The sequence below is a fragment of the Chryseotalea sanaruensis genome, from assembly GCF_003990915.1.
Classification (GTDB): Bacteria; Bacteroidota; Bacteroidia; order Cytophagales; family Cyclobacteriaceae; genus Chryseotalea; species Chryseotalea sanaruensis.
On the sequence record NZ_BHXQ01000003.1, the window covers coordinates 604,194 to 620,013 of the forward strand.

The following is a 15,820-nucleotide window of genomic DNA, read 5'->3' on the forward strand; positions in this document are numbered from 1 at the left end:
TAAAAACCCCTTAGGCCTTTTTTCGGAAAAATTCGCGGTTTTTTACAAGGCGAGCTAACTTGCGGTTGTCAATCCAGGCCAGGTGATTTTGTTTTACCAGACAGGCTGTTTTACCAGCCTGTACATACGGCAAAATTGAAAGAGTATAAATACGGTTTGCGATGTCGCTTACCTGAACAGTGAGAACAGGCTCAACATCCTTCAAACTATCTATTTCTATAAACTCATCCACGGTTAATAGAGAAACTGCAAACAGGAAATCGTTGAGCTTGGTCGTATCGGTAGGCAGATTGTCGATGGCAAAGTTTTCTTCCTGCAGGCTTATTGTAAAATTATTGTCAACCTTATTCGGATACATTACAGCCAAATCCCTGACGTTCGACCAATTGAAAGGAAACACATATTTATCCCACCATTGCTTTTCTGTTAGCTCGAAAACACCAGAAACATAGACACGGTAGCCGGGAATGTTCATTAAGTAAGCCTTACCGGTTTCATCAATAAAGTAGGCTTCAGTTTTCTTATTGTTGCCACCGGCTGTAAAGTTTTTGCGTAGCACATCACCTTCAAAAAATTTAACATTAACCCCGGTTGCTTTTACTTCTACCGCAACAGAATCATTTCTATTTTCAGCTACTGGTCGTTTCACTTCTGCCTGCAATGCGGTTGCAAACAAAACATCAATCATATCGCGGTCAGCGGCTTCTGTTTCATTCACCATCCAACGCGTTCCGTTAAAGGATAATGTGACTTTTCCCGAAGCTGATGCTAACTCAACACGGTTAATTACTTTACTTTCAGTTACCTGAAACAGATCTTTATTTTTTACTTCGCTACTAGTTTCATTACCCAAAAAATAAATAACTGTTGTAATGGCAACTGAAACCAACAGTACGGCAAACAACAGTTTATTTCTTTTCTCTTGCATCTCAGTTAATGATTAAAAGCTGGCAAATTTTTTCTTTCTAACAAATGCCCAGGCAATACCAAATAATACAATTAATACAATTGGCCCTGCCACATTTAACATTTGCCAATACAATTTTTCTTGATTTACTTTCTCTTTATTCAACGGTCGTATTTTAACTTCTTTGGTTCTAGCAGTTAGCAAACCATTATCTTCTACTAACCACGACACTGCATTTACCAGTAAATCTAAATTAGCAAAAGTGTAATTAGAGAAACGGTCGAAGCCTAATGTTTGCGCTTGACCCGTACGTGGATTAACATCGTTGCATGCCAAATCCCCATCTGAAATCAAAATCATTCTGGCTGGCTTACTACTTTCAAGTATCGTTGTGCTTTCATCAATACCTTCGGGAATAAAACGATTTTTAAATAAAGAAGGGAAAGAACCTTCCGCCAGATAAGCAATCGGTAAATAGGATTGCTGAAAATCTTGTGCCTTTAAATTATTTCTAATGTCGTTTATACTTACCCGAACGGGTGCTGTCAATGTTCTGGCATATTGCGAGCTAAATAAAATAGGCGTACGCTTTACGTTAGCTACATTAACAGTGTCGATACTGCTGACAAATCTTGTAAGCACAGCATCTATGTTACGAGTAATTTCATGTTCGGCATAGCGATTGACTAACGGAAAAAATGGCCAATCCACTAACTGAATTTGAGGCTTGTTACCCGCCATACCTGTTACTACTGGAAATAAAGCTGCTGCACGGTCTTGTATTAAATCCAGGTTTATGCGGAAACCATATTTAAATAATTGATCATCCAAATTAAGATCATAAGGGAAAGCAAAGTAGTCATCGCGGGAAGCACTGTCTGCTGAAGCTTCCAGTTTGTCAATAAGGAACATCAGATTGCCACCCTTCATCAAGTATTGATCTAATAAAAATTTCTCCTGTTCAGTAAACCTTTGTTGAGGTTTGGCAATAATCAAAGCATCAAAAGCATCAAGAACCTTTGTATCATTCAATAACGCTTCTTCAACATCAAATTTATCCTGCAAAGCACTGGTTAAACTGCTGATGGCTGCTCCACTAAGCTCAGCATGGCCTTTCACCAATCCAATTTGTTTGCGCTCTGTGTTACTCAACTTATAAATCGCGTTGGCTAATTCGTACTCAACTCCCTCTATAGCTTGGTTGATTACACCTTCAGAACCACCTTCTGCGCTATTGCCTTTTAGCAGATTTACTCCAGTTTCAAAACCATCATAAGAAATAAGTGCGCCAGGGAAAATGATTTTTTCAAGTCGCTGACCATCTCTGTTGTCAATAACATTTCTGGGTTGAATACCACGGGAAGCCAGGTCTTGCATGAATTCATTACGTGCTTTTTCTCCAAGAGCAGTGCCCGGGTCGGTAAACACAAAACGCACCTTGCCATTTGAGTAGACACGAAACTCTTCCAGAATTTCTTTAATCGAACGCTGAAAGCGGGTGAAGCTTGGGTTTAAATCTCCTGCTAAAAATACTTCTATGTAAACTGGGGCTTCAAGTTTTTCAAGCAATGCTTTGGTTGGTGCTTTAATACTAAAGCGCTTCTCCTCAGTAAGATCAAGTCTTACAAAATAATAGGATGCCAATAAATTGACGAGCAACAACAGCACAAAGCCGTTGGCCAATAACAATACATCACCCAGTTGTTTACTTTTCCAATTTACCATGAACGTGAGGATAAAATGGTTTTAGTAATCAGTAACATAAAAAACGAGAGACTGATAAAATACAGAACATCACGACTATCAATCAAGCCCCGGCTTAATGTTTCGTAATGATACAAAATACCTGCCTGCTTAATAAGCAATGAAATATTTGCAGATGAAGCGAGGGAAGCGGCAGAATGAAATCCGCTGAAAAAGATAAAACAGAGAAAAGCCGCGACTATAAAGGCAACAATCTGATTAGTTGTAACAGATGAAGCCAAAAGACCGATAGCACAAAAAACACTACTCAGTAGCAGAAGCCCTATGTAAGATCCTGTCACTGCCGAAGCATCAATATTGCCTGTTGGATTCCCCAGCGCACTAATCGAAAAATAATAGATAACAGTTGGCATCAGGGTAATGAATACTAATGTTAACGAGGCCAGAAATTTTCCAAAAATAATTTCCCATTCGCCCAAGGGCTTTGTAAAGAGTAAATCGAGCGTGCCATTTCTCCGTTCTTCAGCAAAACAGCGCATGGTGATGGCGGGTATTAAAAAAATAAAAACATAAGGTGCTAATGAGAAAAGCGTGAGCATGTCTGCAAAACCATAATTGAGCACAGAAGTGTCAGGGAAAACCCACACCAGCAAACCCATGGCGGTTAAGAAAACAACCATTACCAGGTAAGCGATTAGTGAATTTAGGAAGGAACGGAACTCTTTAACAAATACTGATCTCATGTTTCAATAGTCTGTTTAGTAAGTTCCTGAAAAATATGTTCAAGGTTTTGTTGCTCTTGTTTAAGGCTGAGCAATGATAAGTTTTTGTCTGCTGCTATTCTGAATAAAGCTGAGCGCACATCAACACCAGGCTCACTTTCTACTCTAAACTTAATGGTGGCTTCAGCTGGTGCTGAAATTTTACGCACCATTTTTATTCCGGCAATAGTATTTAGTAATGCTTCCTCAACGTCACCCTCAAATTCGACTGTATAAATATTGCCATCTTTTTTATCGAGTAAGTCCTTCAATAGCGAGTCTGTTACAATCTCTCCCTTGTTAATAATTACAACACGTTCGCACAAAGCCTCTACTTCCTGCATAATGTGTGTTGAAAAAATTACGGTTTTGTTATGGCTTACTTCCTTGATCAGTTTTCTTATCTCTATTAATTGATTAGGATCCAGCCCCGAGGTTGGTTCATCTAATAATAAAACCTTAGGGTCGTGTAAAAGTGCTTGTGCCAAACCAACCCTTTGTCTATACCCTTTCGATAAAGTTTCTATTTTTTTGTTTTGCTCTTTTATCAATCCGCATTTTTCTACCATCTCCCCCACCTTCAGCTTCAGGTTCGCGCCTTTTAAACCATGAAGACTCCCCATAAATTGCAGGTATTCATGCACAAACATGTCGAGATAGAGTGGGTTGTGTTCTGGCAGATAGCCAATTAACTTTTTTACCTCAAGGGGTTGTTCTGAAACCGAAAAGCCTGCAACATGTACAGTACCTTCAGATGGCGGAATCAATCCCGTGCTAATCTTAAAAGTAGTTGACTTGCCGGCTCCATTTGGCCCTAAAAAACCCAAAATTTCCCCCTCATTCACCGAGAAGGAGATATTGTTGAGGGCGTGTTGGGCGCCATAGATTTTAGTAAGCTGATTTACTGAGAGGGACATGGCTGTTTAAACGCACAAAACTATCAAAATTATACTGCTATACGTAAAGATAACCATGCATCAATTTTATACAGCAACAAGTTGCAAAGATGGCGGTTTAAGGATCAAATTTTAATGCCGCCTTCAAAACTAAATCACTTCAAATTTCTGTTAAATAGTGTTAAGTGAGCCCATTATTACACTCATTTTTCATTTTTCGATTACCTTCGCACCGTATGGCCTATTTATTGCCATTAAATTAACTCGTTATTATAACCAAACTTATGAAACGGTTTTTCTTTTCAGTCATTATCGCAATTTCAACTACCGTAGCCACTTTTGCTCAAGCTCCTGCCTATAAGCTCGACTTCAAAATTGATGGGCTTAACGATACCACCTTGTTGCTGGGGCATTACTACAGCGAAAGCACTTATGCCAAAGACACCGCCAAATCGGTGAATGGTGTTTTTAGCTTTGATGGCAAAAAAACACTTCCTCCGGGAGTTTACTTTATTATCAAGGGTAAAATCAAGCTATTCGAGCTTTTAATTGGTAATAATCAGCAGTTTCAGATGACAACTTCCACCAAGGATTATGTTGCCAACATGAAAGTAACTGGCGATTATGATAACCAATTGTTTTTTGAAAACATGCGCTTCAATGTTGAGAGAAATATTGAGGCTGAACCATATGTTAAGGTGATGCAAGACACCACCGCTGGTGAAGAAGCTAAGAAAACAGCACGAGAAGCACTCACTAAAATAAACGATAAAGTAATCGCTTATCAGGACGGCATCATAGCCAAATATCCTGAATCATTTACTGCCAAGCTTTTTAAGACCACCAAAAAGATTGATGTGCCAGAGCCGCCTAAACGAGCAGATGGCAGTATTGACTCTACCTTTCAGTTACGCTACTATAGAGATCACTACTTCGATAATTTCGATTTAAGTGATGAAGCGTTAATCCGCTTGCCACGAAATATTTACAAAGAAAAAGTAGACGAATACCTTGACAAGTTATTTGTGCCGGAGGCAGACACTATAACCGCGGCCATCAACAAACTTATTGCCAAGACAAAGAAGAATCAGGAGGCTTACAAATACCTGACCTGGATTTGCTTATTGAAATACCAGCAACCTAAGTATATGGGACTTGACCAGGTGTATGTTAATCTCTTCGATAAATATTTTGCATCTGGCGAAATGAATTTTTGGGTTAATGATCAGCTTAAGAAAAATTTAAAGGATCAAGCGGATCGTATTCGCTCCAGTGCTTTAGGTAAAAAATCAAATAACCTAATTCTTAAAGATATTAACGGCAACATGCGCTCGCTGCACAGCATGGCCAATAAGTATACAGTGCTCTTCATCTATGATCCAGATTGCGGACATTGCAAGAAAGAAACACCCAAGCTGGTCGATTTCAAAAATACTACTAAACTCGATGTCGGTGTTTACACAGTTTCAGTCGATACTTCTATGACCAAAACACAGAAGTATGTGAAAGAAATGAAAATGGAGAAGTTTGTTAACACATGCTTCTACTACAGTGCTGTAGGACTTTATCGCGATTTATATGATGCCGAAACAACACCTACCATTTATATACTCGATAAAGAGAAAAAAATTATAGGTAGAAAAATTCCTGCTGCAGAGGAAATTGGGCCGTTCCTAGAACGATATGAGAAGTTTCAAGAAGTAAAAGCTAAAGCTGCTTCAAGCAAAACATCTCCGTAAGGTTAATCTATACAAATTTAACATTAGCCCTACATAACTGTAATTCAGGTATGTAGGGCTTTTTCATTAGAATATTAGTAATCTCCTCTCCAAACACAATTGAAGCTCAGCGGTACCCTAACACCCGTTTCATCACACGAAAGTCCCGTTTCATCATTTTTTTTCATTTTTTTTGGCTTTACATGCAACTATTTACCCTTCTAGGAGTATCTAAGAAGTAAATTGTTTTGTATGGCATTCCTAGACACCCTATTCGCAAAGAAAAAACCTGCTTTAAAAGCACAATGTCCAATCACAAAAGAGAGCATTGACGCTGGTTATGGCTATATGCTGACCACAGCAGAAGTTATTTCTTCCAAAAAATATTGGGATATGGTAATGACAGAGCCAGAGACGATGTCCTACACTGTCTCTCATTTCAAAAATCAAAGCAGCGGCACTCATATGCGCACTATCATATTCGAGAAATACTCATCAATGGAAAAACCCTGGATGGTTTCAGATTCTTGCATGAATTTGTTTGAGGAAAGTGTAGATATGAAAGAAGCAAGAACACGTGCACAAAAATGGTGGGAAAGTCAGGGTAATTTTACTCCTGAACAATCAGGTTCTGCAAATGAAGTGCTCGACTCATCTACATTTAAAAATTGGAAAGATTATGCCGTGCTTGAGGCCGGGCGTAGTCGTGTAATTCTATAAGATACCTTTCATAGGTTTAGGTTTGAATGACCCTTTCTGCAGACGGTACGAAAGGGTTTTTCTTTTTGATACAGGAGATAAATGATACCTTTAAGCAAACCTATGCAACTTGAAAGCAGTTTCTCCAATTACACAATGGCTTAGTAGAACAAACGGCTTTTGGTTTTCATGCTACACCGCAATTACTGCTTTTTGCTTATACACCTGCATTTTTGCCTTACGTAAAACTTTTGGTGTAGCAACATACGAAGATAATGTTGTCGCTGGTGTTGACTTTAAAGTGTGGATGGTCATATTCCAACTGATAGGCTATATGCTCTCCAAGTTCATCGGCATAAAAGTCGTATCTGAACTAGGGGCACATGCACGCGCAAAGGGCATTTTAATTATGGTAAGTATTGCCGGAATTTCCTGGTTATTCTTCGCCATCACACCTACACCCTATAATTTAATTTTTCTTTTCTTCAATGGTTTACCACTCGGCATGGTGTGGGGTATGGTCTTTGGCTATTTAGAAGGTCGCAAGTTTACTGAAGTACTTGGTGCAAGCTTATCAGTCAGTTTCATTTTCTCATCAGGCTTTGCGAAAACAGTTGGTGGATTAATTCTTCAGGCTGGCATTTCTGAATTTTGGATGCCCTTTGTATCAGTCTGTATATTCTTTATTCCATTGCTTGTATTTCTCTGGTTGCTCAATAAAATTCCACCGCCTACAGCAGAAGACGAAGCACTTCGCACCAAGCGGGCACCTATGTCGCGACAAGAGAGAATTCGCTTTGCAATAACTTTTCTCCCCGGCCTAATCTTATTGATTCTGGCATATACCCTTCTAACGGTGTATCGCGATTTTCGAGATAATTTCTCTTCCGAAATATGGATATCACTCGGCTATGGCGACAAACCATCCATTTTTAGTTCTACAGAAATACCTGTAACCATTGTTGTGCTTATTGTCATTGCTAGTCTAATGGTGATCAAAAACAATTACAAAGCACTTATCGTCAATCATATTATAGTTCTTATTGGTTTTATTACTGTTGGATTAAGTACTTATGCCTTTCAGGAAAAATGGATTAATGCGCCAACATGGATGGTATTGATTGGTATGGGCTTGTACTTCGGTTACATTCAATTTAACAGTATATTTTTTGACAGGCTAATAGCAACCTTTAAATATGTAAGTACTGTTGGATTCTTAATCTACCTGGCCGATTCAATTGGCTATCTGGGAAGTGCTTCAGTACTCTTTTACAGGGAGTTTGGACAGAAACAATTAAGCTGGCTTGAATTTTTTATGGCAGGCGGCTATTTCGTTTCGGTTGCGGGCAGCTTACTTATCATCCTGTCACTTTTCTATTTCAGAAACAAGTTTAAAAGTCTTCAAACTTGAGTTTGTTAGACCTCAATCTAAGCTAGAGCCAATAAGCACACCATTTGGACTAAATTTTAATGCCTTAAAAGTAAGGTATAGATAACTTTATAGATAAGTTGGTAACCGTATAAAAAAAAAGCAGCAGCGCTGATTTCACCAACCAGTTATCAATCAGCTTTAACTAAAAAGAGTATGCCAGAAACTCATTCTCAACAGTAATTGTGAATATATTAAAAACTATATTCTTATTAATAGTGATATGTCAAGCCCAAGAGGTTATAGGGCAAAACGAATCTAGGCAGATAGTTATTAAAACAGGTGAAGAAAAATATGCCATTGAAGATTATAGCAAATTTTACTTTGACGATTACTCAAAAATGGATGCTATTCAAGCCTTTGATAAATATAGGGCTTATGATTTTAAGCAACTAACCACAGAAAATCTAAATTTCACCCATAGTATTGGAACAGTTTGGCTAGCTATAGAAATCGAAAATACGACAAATTCATCTTTATATCTAAACTTCAGAAATTTCTTTCTTCAAAAAATTACTGTTTATACAAAAGTAAATAATCAAATACAATCAAGTAAGGTAACAGGTGCTTCCCTCCCCTTCCACACAAAAGATTTTCGCTCGGGTGGCTATATCATTGAAATTCCCAGCTCCAATATTACAGGAAAACACCTTGTAATGTGTGCCATTAAAATAGATGAAAGTGCTCCTACATTTGTACGAGGGGAGCTTGGTGATTTAAAATCAGTTCTAAATTATAATAGATTTCATGAGTCATTAACAATGACCATACTTGGCATATTACTTGTCATGCTTTTTTACAATGCAAGTTTATTTACTGTTACCAGAGACAGACTCTATTTCTACTATAGCGGATATTTAACTTCTTCTATTTTAATAGTGGCCTGGTTTAATGGGTTATTGTTCGAATGGTTTTGGCCTAATAATCCGAATTATAACAAATACCCGTGGCCAATGGCGATTTATTTTATCACCCAATTGGTGTTTATTAGCCAAATGCTTCGAATAAATACTTTTCTGCCAAAGGTTAGAAAGATATGTATGAGCTTTATAAGCATAAGTCTGATTATACTGATCACCTCATTTACAAATATTACGTTGAGCTCAATTTTAATCTTCAGTTTTGCGATAATTCTTCCCTTGTATTATGTATTCCTAATCTTAAGACTAGCAAAACTAAAGGAGAAAATAATCTATATCTTCTTACTAGGATGGACCCCTATGCTTATTGTTACTGTGTTTAACTCAATAATGACAGTTGGTTTTATTAAATACACAGAAATTTTTGGTTTGCATGGTGTAGAAGTTTGTCTTGCATGGGAGGTTGTCATTTTTTCGCTTGCGCTTGGCTATCGCTATAATTTAATTAAGCAACAAATCATTTCAGTTCAGGATGAAAATCTAAATATTATTGAGAATCAAAAATTAATATTAGAACAAATGGTATCAGAGCGCACCGAAGAGATACTTGCACAAAATGAGGCACTAATAAAAAACCAGGATCAGATACAGATACAAAATGAAAGACTTGAATCTCAAAACAGGGCATATGAAAAACTAAGGGAGTTGGTCCTAAGACAAAATCAAAATCTGGAGTCAGCAGTAAACAAACGAACTATTGAACTTGCTGATTCAAATCAAGAATTAAAAAATAATTTAAGAAAAATTGAAAGATTCAATTTCATCGCTGCGCATAATCTTAGAGGGCCAGTTGCCAGAATTTTAGGTCTATGCATGCTTGTAGAAAAGGAAGAACCAATTAAAGATAGCATCAATTATGAGATTATTGAAAAACTTAAATACTCAACTAGAGAGCTTGATATTATAATTCATGATCTTATCCTTGTGTTAGATATACAATCACAAAATGACAAAAATTACAAAAGAATTAATCCTGAGGAGTCAATTCAAAAAATACTTAAACAGTTCCAGAATGAATTAAAGAAAGAAAATTTTATCCTTGAATTCAATATTTCTGCAGAAACAATAAATGTAATACCTGAATATTTTGATAATATATTTATTAATTTGATTTCAAATTCCTTAAAATACAGGAGTTTTGATACGGACAATAAAATCTCTATTACCATAGAAAAAAATGAAAATAATGTTGTAATTAATTATAAGGATAAAGGCGTTGGTTTTGAAAGCGCTAATTATGAAGATAAGATTTTTGAGCCATTTCAAAAGTTTCACTCAAACTCAGATGGCAAAGGATTAGGATTGTTCCTTATTAAAAGTCAAATAAGAGCAATGGGTGGTGAAATTAATCTACGGAGTAAGCCGAATATGGGGATAAATATTACTATTCAATTACCTGATATAAAAAATCCCAAAAAGAATTCAGGCCACGTGTTTAAAACTGACGATCAACTCAACAAGATTGAAAATGAATAGTCTTCTTTAAAATAGTCTCCTCCATTTCAAATCCACCAATTACACTATTCTCTATTTTTATAATTGGCACAATAAGCATAAACTATAAAAATGTTTTTTTCAACAATTCCATTTTTGTTTGTTACTTACTTGACAATCCAATATCATAAAGAGAATAGTTAACAAGAGTGTAAATTAATCAAAATCATAATTCTATTGAAAGAAAGAATAATTTTTAACTGGAGTGGTGGCAAAGACTCCGCTTTAGCTTTGCATAAAATACTGCTATCAGAGAAGTATGAAGTGATGTGTTTGTTGACCAGTGTTAGTGCACAATATCAGAGAGTTTCCATGCATGGTGTCAGGGTTGATTTATTAGAAGCTCAGGCCAAAAGTATTGGCTTACCCTTATTCAAAATTGAAATTCCCGATATGCCTACCATACAGGTTTATGAAGAAGCCATGAGAAATATTTTAATTGATTTAAAAAACAAAGGTGCCAACATTTCTGTATTTGGTGATATATTTTTAGAAGACCTGAGAAAATACAGAGAAGATAAACTCTCTGAATTAAATATGACTGGATATTTCCCCTTGTGGAAAATATCCACTAAAGAACTTATTCATGAATTTATTGATGCTGGATTTAAAACCATTACTGTTTGTGTCAATGACAAGTACTTGGATAAAAGTTTTGTTGGCCGCATCATTGATTCTGATTTCATAAAAGATTTACCTCCTCATGTTGACCCTTGTGGGGAAAATGGTGAATTTCACACTTTTGTATTCGATGGCCCCATCTTTAAAACACCTATTTCATTCGAGAAGGGGGAGATCGTTTACCGGAAATATACTTCTTCAGTTCAAATTAAAGATTCGAACGATGAAGATATTGATTATAAAAACCATGCAGATAATCCCTTTGACAATGGCTTTTGGTATTGCGATCTGTTGTGAGTTACACTATCTCATCTTCAAAAAAGTATTAGCTTAAATATCATTGTAAAATCAAAAACAATAACCTAAGTTAATATTGGTTTTGATTAACAGTTGAAAATTAATTCTTTTACCTGGCCTCACTTTCAAGCCTACTATTCCCACTCAAATCGTGGTAATTCAATCTTAAAATTTTACAATAAAATTTGCGTAGTTAAATGACTACGCATATATTTGTAGTCAAATAGCTACACAATGAATTTACGCAGAGATGTTTTTCAAGCCATTGCAGACCCCACCAGAAGGGCAATTTTGCTACTATTAGCCACTTCGCACTCCATGACAGCTGGTGCTATTGCATCAAACTTCGACACGGCCCGACCTACGGTTTCAAAACACTTGCAAATACTTACTGAATGCTCATTACTTAAACAGGAGCAGAATGGCAGAGAAATCTATTACCATATTAATGCAAAAAAAATGAAAGAGGTGGCAGATTTTATTGAGCCATTCCGCAACATGTGGGAAGAGCGCTTTAACAAGTTAGAAAGCATTATGAAAAAATATAAAAGCAAATAAAATGGAAGCAAAAACAAAAGTCCATGCCGAAGACGGCAAACAGGAAATAGTTATTACCAGAGAATTTGATTTACCATTGGCTTTACTTTTTAAAGCCTATGTTGAGGCAGATATTGTTGAGCAATGGATGGGAACAAAAGTGTTGAAGTTGGAAAATAAAAAACACGGCAGCTGGCAGTTTGAAACGTCTGATCCAAAGGGAAATGTGGTATTTAAAGCAAATGGTACTATCCATGATTTTATTCCCGAGCGCCAGATTATCCGGACTTTCCAAATCGAAAATACAGGCTTTGATGCACAGCTGGAATTTCTTGACTTTGAAGCGCTCACAGCCGACACAAGCAAACTAACTATGCAGATCATTTATCGATCAGTAGCGCTTAGGGATCAAATGCTTAAGCTGCCTTTTGCACAAGGTCTTAACATGGCACACAACCGACTTCAAGACATTGTAACAAAATTAAAATAACTCACCATGACAAAAAGAAACAAAATCATTTATTGGATTGCAACCTTGTGGCTTGCCTTAGGCATGACTTCCACTGGCATTGTACAATTGCTTAACATGAAAGAAGAAACAGCTTTTATAACACAATTGGGTTACCCGGAATACTTTTTAATCATACTGGGCGTCTGGAAAATTCTGGGTGTAGTGGCTATACTTATTCCTAAATTACAATTACTTAAAGAGTGGGCTTACGCGGGTTTTTTCTTTGCTATGTCTGGCGCCCTCTTTTCACATTTTGCCAGCAATAGCGCTCCAGCGGAATTTTTCGGCTCTTCCTTGTTACTGGTGTTGACAATAATATCCTGGTATTTCAGGCCGGCTGAAAGAAAAATTATGCTTGCTCATTCATAATTGCAAAGAGTTTTTGCATGATGATCTGTATATTGAACTACAAGTATTATCAATCTGATATGGAAAGTCTGAACAATGAAGTAACAAAGCAGGGAATACGCATTACAAAAGTATTATCTGCTCCCCTTGCCTTGGTTTGGGATGCCTGGACAAAAGCCGAACAAATTGCAGACTGGTGGGGCCCCGATGGCTTTACCAATACCATCCACACCATGGAAGTAATGCCTGAAGGCGAGTGGCGTTTGACTATGCATGGGCCTGATGGAAAAACATATCCGAACAGAAGTAAGTTTCTGGAAATCATTCATCACGAAAAAATTGTGTTTGAGCACTTTAATCCCAATTACATAGCCACTATTATTTTTACTTCTGAAGGAGATCAAACATTAATAGATTGGTCAATGGTGTTTGAAACACATCAACTATTTGAAACTGTAGTTAAAGTATTTAAAGCCGATGAAGGCTTGTATCAAAATGTAGAAAAGCTTGAAAATTATTTAAAACGAACAGTATGAGCAAAATGAGCAGTGCCAAAAAGAAAATATCGAAAGAGCAACGCGAAGAGTTACTGGAGATTTTGAAAACGCGTTTCGATAAAAATATGAAGCGCCACAAAGGCATAGAATGGGCCAAGGTGGAAGCCAGACTTGATAAAAATGCAGAGAAACTTTGGTCTCTTGCTGAAATGGAAAAAACAGGTGGTGAGCCTGATGTTGTCGGCTTCGATAAAAAAAGTGGTGAATACATGTTTGTGGATTGCGCTGCTGAAAGTCCGAAGGGGCGCAGAAGTATCTGTTACGATCATGAAGCATTAGAATCCAGAAAAGAGCATAAACCAGGGAATAGTGCAGTGCAGATGGCTGAGGATATGGGTATTGCCTTATTAACTGAAGAACAATACCGCGAACTGCAGAAACTTGGAGCCTTTGATGCAAAGACTTCCAGTTGGGTGAAAACGCCTACAGACATTCGAAAACTTGGCGGTGCTATCTTTTGCGATTTCCGTTTCGGACATGTTTTTACTTACCATAATGGTGCGGAGTCCTATTATGGGGCAAGAGCATTCCGTGGTATTTTGTTTGTTTAGTCTTGAAGTCAGAGGTCAGAGGTTGGAGGTTTGAAGCTGGATTGTGATATTATGAAATTATAATGAATCATAACAGAGTACTTCGTAATTATAGAGCACACACTTCATTCCTCGCAACACTTACTAATTTTCAAATCTTCAAATTATCAAATCAACGAATCAGCATATCAACTCATTAACTTATTTTTTCATCTCCTTTGCCCACATGTCTTTAAGCGTAACGGCACGGTTAAAGATGAGTTTAGTAGCAGCGGAATCGGGATCTAAACAAAAGTACCCCATACGTAAAAACTGAAAATGCTCACCTACCTGTGCAGTAGTCAATGAAGGCTCAGCAAATACTGTTTTCACTTCAAGCGAATTCGTATTTAAATGATTGGTGAAATCATCTTCAATTGCACCCATGTCCTCCGTTGTAAACAAGCGATCGTATAGCCTTACCTCAACTGGCAGAGCTGTTTTGGCATTTACCCAGTGGATAACACCTTTCACATGTATGCCTGAAACATCCGATCCGCTCTTGCTCTCCGGTACATAGGTACAGCGCAATTCAGCCACCTTACCAGTAGCATCTTTTACTACCTCCTCGCACTTAATGATGTAAGCACTCTTTAGTCGCACCATCTGGCCTGGCGCCAGACGGAAATACTTTTTAGGTGGTACTTCCATAAAATCTTCCTGCTCTATCCACAGCTCTCTGCCAAAAGGCATGCTACGAACTCCACGTTCAGGTGCTTCAGGGTTATTTTCACTGGGTAGTTCTTCCGTTTTGCCTTCCTCGTAATTGGTAATTATTACTTTCAGTGGATCGAAAACAACCATACGTCTGTCAGCAATTTTGTTAAGGTGATCGCGCACACAAAATTCCAGCAGACTGATGTCGATCAGGTTATCGCGTTTAGCTACGCCAATGCGTTCGCAGAAATCGCGAATCGCTTCGGGTGTATAACCTCTTCTGCGCACACCACTTAAAGTTGGCATACGCGGATCGTCCCAACCGCTTACATGCTTATCGTTAACCAATTGCAGAAGCTTGCGCTTGCTCATCATGGTGTACGTCATGTTAAGGCGTGCAAATTCGTACTGACGTGAAGGATAAATCTCCAGTTTTTCAATAAACCAATTATATAACTCACGGTGCGGCACAAACTCAAGCGTACAAATGCTATGTGTTATTTGTTCAATCGCATCACTTTGTCCGTGAGCAAAATCATACATCGGATAAATACACCACGCATCTCCTGTACGATGATGATGTGCATGTTTAATGCGGTACAAAACAGGATCGCGCATTAACATATTGAGGTGCGCCATGTCAATTTTTCCTCGTAATACTTTTTCACCATCCTTATACTTACCCGCTTTCATATCACTGAAAAGCTGTAAGTTTTCATCTATACTTCTGTTTCTGAATTTACTGTTTGTGCCCGGTTGTGTAGGTGTACCTTTCTGAGCGGCTATTTCTTCGCTTGTACTGTCATCTACATACGCCAAACCTTTCTGAATAAGCTTTACAGCAAAATGGTATAACTGATCAAAGTAATCAGAAGCATATAACTCTTCAGCCCAGTTAAAACCAAGCCATTTTACATCACCTTTTATGCTTTCAACATATTCGGTTTCTTCTGTTACAGGATTTGTATCGTCAAAGCGAAGGTTGGTTTTTCCACCATACTTCAGGGCCAGACCGAAGTTTAATGCTATACTCTTAGCATGACCTATATGAAGGTAACCATTGGGTTCAGGAGGAAAACGGGTGGCAATGGTAGTGTGCTTGCCTTCCTTCAAATCCTTTTCAATTATTTCCTCGATAAAATTTAAACTCTTCTCTTCTGACATAGCAGATTACCTTTAATACAAGCAGCAAAGG

Annotated in this window: 15 protein-coding genes; 10 read left to right on the top strand and 5 right to left on the bottom strand. The window is 37.6% G+C overall.

Features of this window, described 5'->3' with window-relative positions; genetic code table 11:
• Positions 1–10 precede the first annotated feature (10 nt).
• Genes SanaruYs_RS10625 through gldA form a run of 4 tightly spaced genes read right to left on the bottom strand, consistent with a single transcriptional unit; the run spans position 11 to position 4,289 of the window.
• Entirely contained in the window at positions 11–928 is a 918-nt protein-coding gene (locus SanaruYs_RS10625; RefSeq protein WP_127122526.1) for a DUF4340 domain-containing protein, read from the bottom strand.
• A 12-nt stretch (positions 929–940) separates the two neighbouring features.
• Entirely contained in the window at positions 941–2,632 is a 1,692-nt protein-coding gene (gene gldG, locus SanaruYs_RS10630) for a gliding motility-associated ABC transporter substrate-binding protein GldG (protein ID WP_127122527.1), read from the bottom strand.
• The gene (gene gldF, locus SanaruYs_RS10635) at positions 2,626–3,354 is read right to left on the bottom strand and encodes a gliding motility-associated ABC transporter permease subunit GldF (protein ID WP_127122528.1); all 729 of its coding nucleotides are present in this window, start codon (positions 3,352–3,354) and stop codon (positions 2,626–2,628) included. The genes gldG and gldF overlap by 7 nt, the downstream gene beginning before the upstream one ends.
• Entirely contained in the window at positions 3,351–4,289 is a 939-nt protein-coding gene (gldA, locus tag SanaruYs_RS10640; protein ID WP_127122529.1) for a gliding motility-associated ABC transporter ATP-binding subunit GldA, read from the bottom strand. Before gldA ends, gldF begins: the two co-directional genes overlap by 4 nt.
• 263 nt (positions 4,290–4,552) lie before the next feature.
• On the opposite strand from gldA, the gene SanaruYs_RS10645 reads away from it, so the two are divergent.
• From SanaruYs_RS10645 to SanaruYs_RS10690, 10 genes are all read left to right on the top strand, one after another.
• Positions 4,553–6,007, top strand: coding sequence for a TlpA family protein disulfide reductase (locus SanaruYs_RS10645; RefSeq protein ID WP_127122530.1), 1,455 nt, complete (start codon positions 4,553–4,555; stop codon positions 6,005–6,007).
• Between the two features lie 231 nt (positions 6,008–6,238).
• Complete coding sequence (locus SanaruYs_RS10650; protein WP_127122531.1) at positions 6,239–6,706, top strand: hypothetical protein; 468 nt, start codon at positions 6,239–6,241, stop codon at positions 6,704–6,706.
• A 109-nt stretch (positions 6,707–6,815) separates the two neighbouring features.
• Positions 6,816–8,096 (top strand): DUF5690 family protein, encoded by a 1,281-nt coding sequence (locus SanaruYs_RS10655; protein ID WP_218022415.1) that lies wholly within the window; start codon positions 6,816–6,818, stop codon positions 8,094–8,096.
• A 203-nt stretch (positions 8,097–8,299) separates the two neighbouring features.
• Entirely contained in the window at positions 8,300–10,510 is a 2,211-nt protein-coding gene (locus SanaruYs_RS10660) for a sensor histidine kinase (RefSeq protein ID WP_127122532.1), read from the top strand.
• Between the two features lie 195 nt (positions 10,511–10,705).
• Positions 10,706–11,446, top strand: coding sequence for a Dph6-related ATP pyrophosphatase (locus tag SanaruYs_RS10665; protein ID WP_127122533.1), 741 nt, complete (start codon positions 10,706–10,708; stop codon positions 11,444–11,446).
• A 234-nt stretch (positions 11,447–11,680) separates the two neighbouring features.
• On the top strand, positions 11,681–12,004 hold the full coding sequence (locus tag SanaruYs_RS10670) for an ArsR/SmtB family transcription factor (protein ID WP_127122534.1): 324 nt from the start codon (positions 11,681–11,683) through the stop codon (positions 12,002–12,004).
• A gap of 1 nt (position 12,005) precedes the next feature.
• Positions 12,006–12,473 carry an SRPBCC family protein gene (locus SanaruYs_RS10675; RefSeq protein WP_127122535.1) on the top strand — a complete coding sequence of 156 codons (468 nt, stop codon included), beginning with the start codon at positions 12,006–12,008 and terminating at the stop codon, positions 12,471–12,473.
• Between the two features lie 6 nt (positions 12,474–12,479).
• The gene (locus SanaruYs_RS10680; RefSeq protein WP_127122536.1) at positions 12,480–12,863 is read left to right on the top strand and encodes a DoxX family protein; all 384 of its coding nucleotides are present in this window, start codon (positions 12,480–12,482) and stop codon (positions 12,861–12,863) included.
• A gap of 17 nt (positions 12,864–12,880) precedes the next feature.
• Positions 12,881–13,378, top strand: coding sequence for an SRPBCC domain-containing protein (locus tag SanaruYs_RS10685; protein ID WP_246011889.1), 498 nt, complete (start codon positions 12,881–12,883; stop codon positions 13,376–13,378).
• Positions 13,379–13,383: 5 nt separating this feature from the next.
• Positions 13,384–13,950, top strand: coding sequence for a DUF4256 domain-containing protein (locus SanaruYs_RS10690; RefSeq protein WP_218022424.1), 567 nt, complete (start codon positions 13,384–13,386; stop codon positions 13,948–13,950).
• A gap of 180 nt (positions 13,951–14,130) precedes the next feature.
• Here SanaruYs_RS10690 and SanaruYs_RS10695 read toward each other — a convergent pair whose 3' ends face one another.
• Positions 14,131–15,789, bottom strand: coding sequence for a glutamine--tRNA ligase/YqeY domain fusion protein (locus SanaruYs_RS10695; protein WP_127122538.1), 1,659 nt, complete (start codon positions 15,787–15,789; stop codon positions 14,131–14,133).
• Between the last annotated feature and the right edge of the window lie 31 nt (positions 15,790–15,820).

What these genes read in the sequence shown, in the direction of transcription:
- SanaruYs_RS10625 (WP_127122526.1), bottom strand. Translation starts at nt 928, where the DNA reads ATGCAAGAGAAAAGAAATAAACTGTTGTTTGCCGTACTGTTGGTTTCA.
- gldG (WP_127122527.1), bottom strand. Translation starts at nt 2,632, where the DNA reads ATGGTAAATTGGAAAAGTAAACAACTGGGTGATGTATTGTTATTGGCC.
- gldF (WP_127122528.1), bottom strand. Translation starts at nt 3,354, where the DNA reads ATGAGATCAGTATTTGTTAAAGAGTTCCGTTCCTTCCTAAATTCACTA.
- gldA (WP_127122529.1), bottom strand. Translation starts at nt 4,289, where the DNA reads ATGTCCCTCTCAGTAAATCAGCTTACTAAAATCTATGGCGCCCAACAC.
- SanaruYs_RS10645 (WP_127122530.1), top strand. Translation starts at nt 4,553, where the DNA reads ATGAAACGGTTTTTCTTTTCAGTCATTATCGCAATTTCAACTACCGTA.
- SanaruYs_RS10650 (WP_127122531.1), top strand. Translation starts at nt 6,239, where the DNA reads ATGGCATTCCTAGACACCCTATTCGCAAAGAAAAAACCTGCTTTAAAA.
- SanaruYs_RS10670 (WP_127122534.1), top strand. Translation starts at nt 11,681, where the DNA reads ATGAATTTACGCAGAGATGTTTTTCAAGCCATTGCAGACCCCACCAGA.
- SanaruYs_RS10675 (WP_127122535.1), top strand. Translation starts at nt 12,006, where the DNA reads ATGGAAGCAAAAACAAAAGTCCATGCCGAAGACGGCAAACAGGAAATA.
- SanaruYs_RS10680 (WP_127122536.1), top strand. Translation starts at nt 12,480, where the DNA reads ATGACAAAAAGAAACAAAATCATTTATTGGATTGCAACCTTGTGGCTT.
- SanaruYs_RS10685 (WP_246011889.1), top strand. Translation starts at nt 12,881, where the DNA reads ATGATGATCTGTATATTGAACTACAAGTATTATCAATCTGATATGGAA.
- SanaruYs_RS10690 (WP_218022424.1), top strand. Translation starts at nt 13,384, where the DNA reads ATGAGCAGTGCCAAAAAGAAAATATCGAAAGAGCAACGCGAAGAGTTA.
- SanaruYs_RS10695 (WP_127122538.1), bottom strand. Translation starts at nt 15,789, where the DNA reads ATGTCAGAAGAGAAGAGTTTAAATTTTATCGAGGAAATAATTGAAAAG.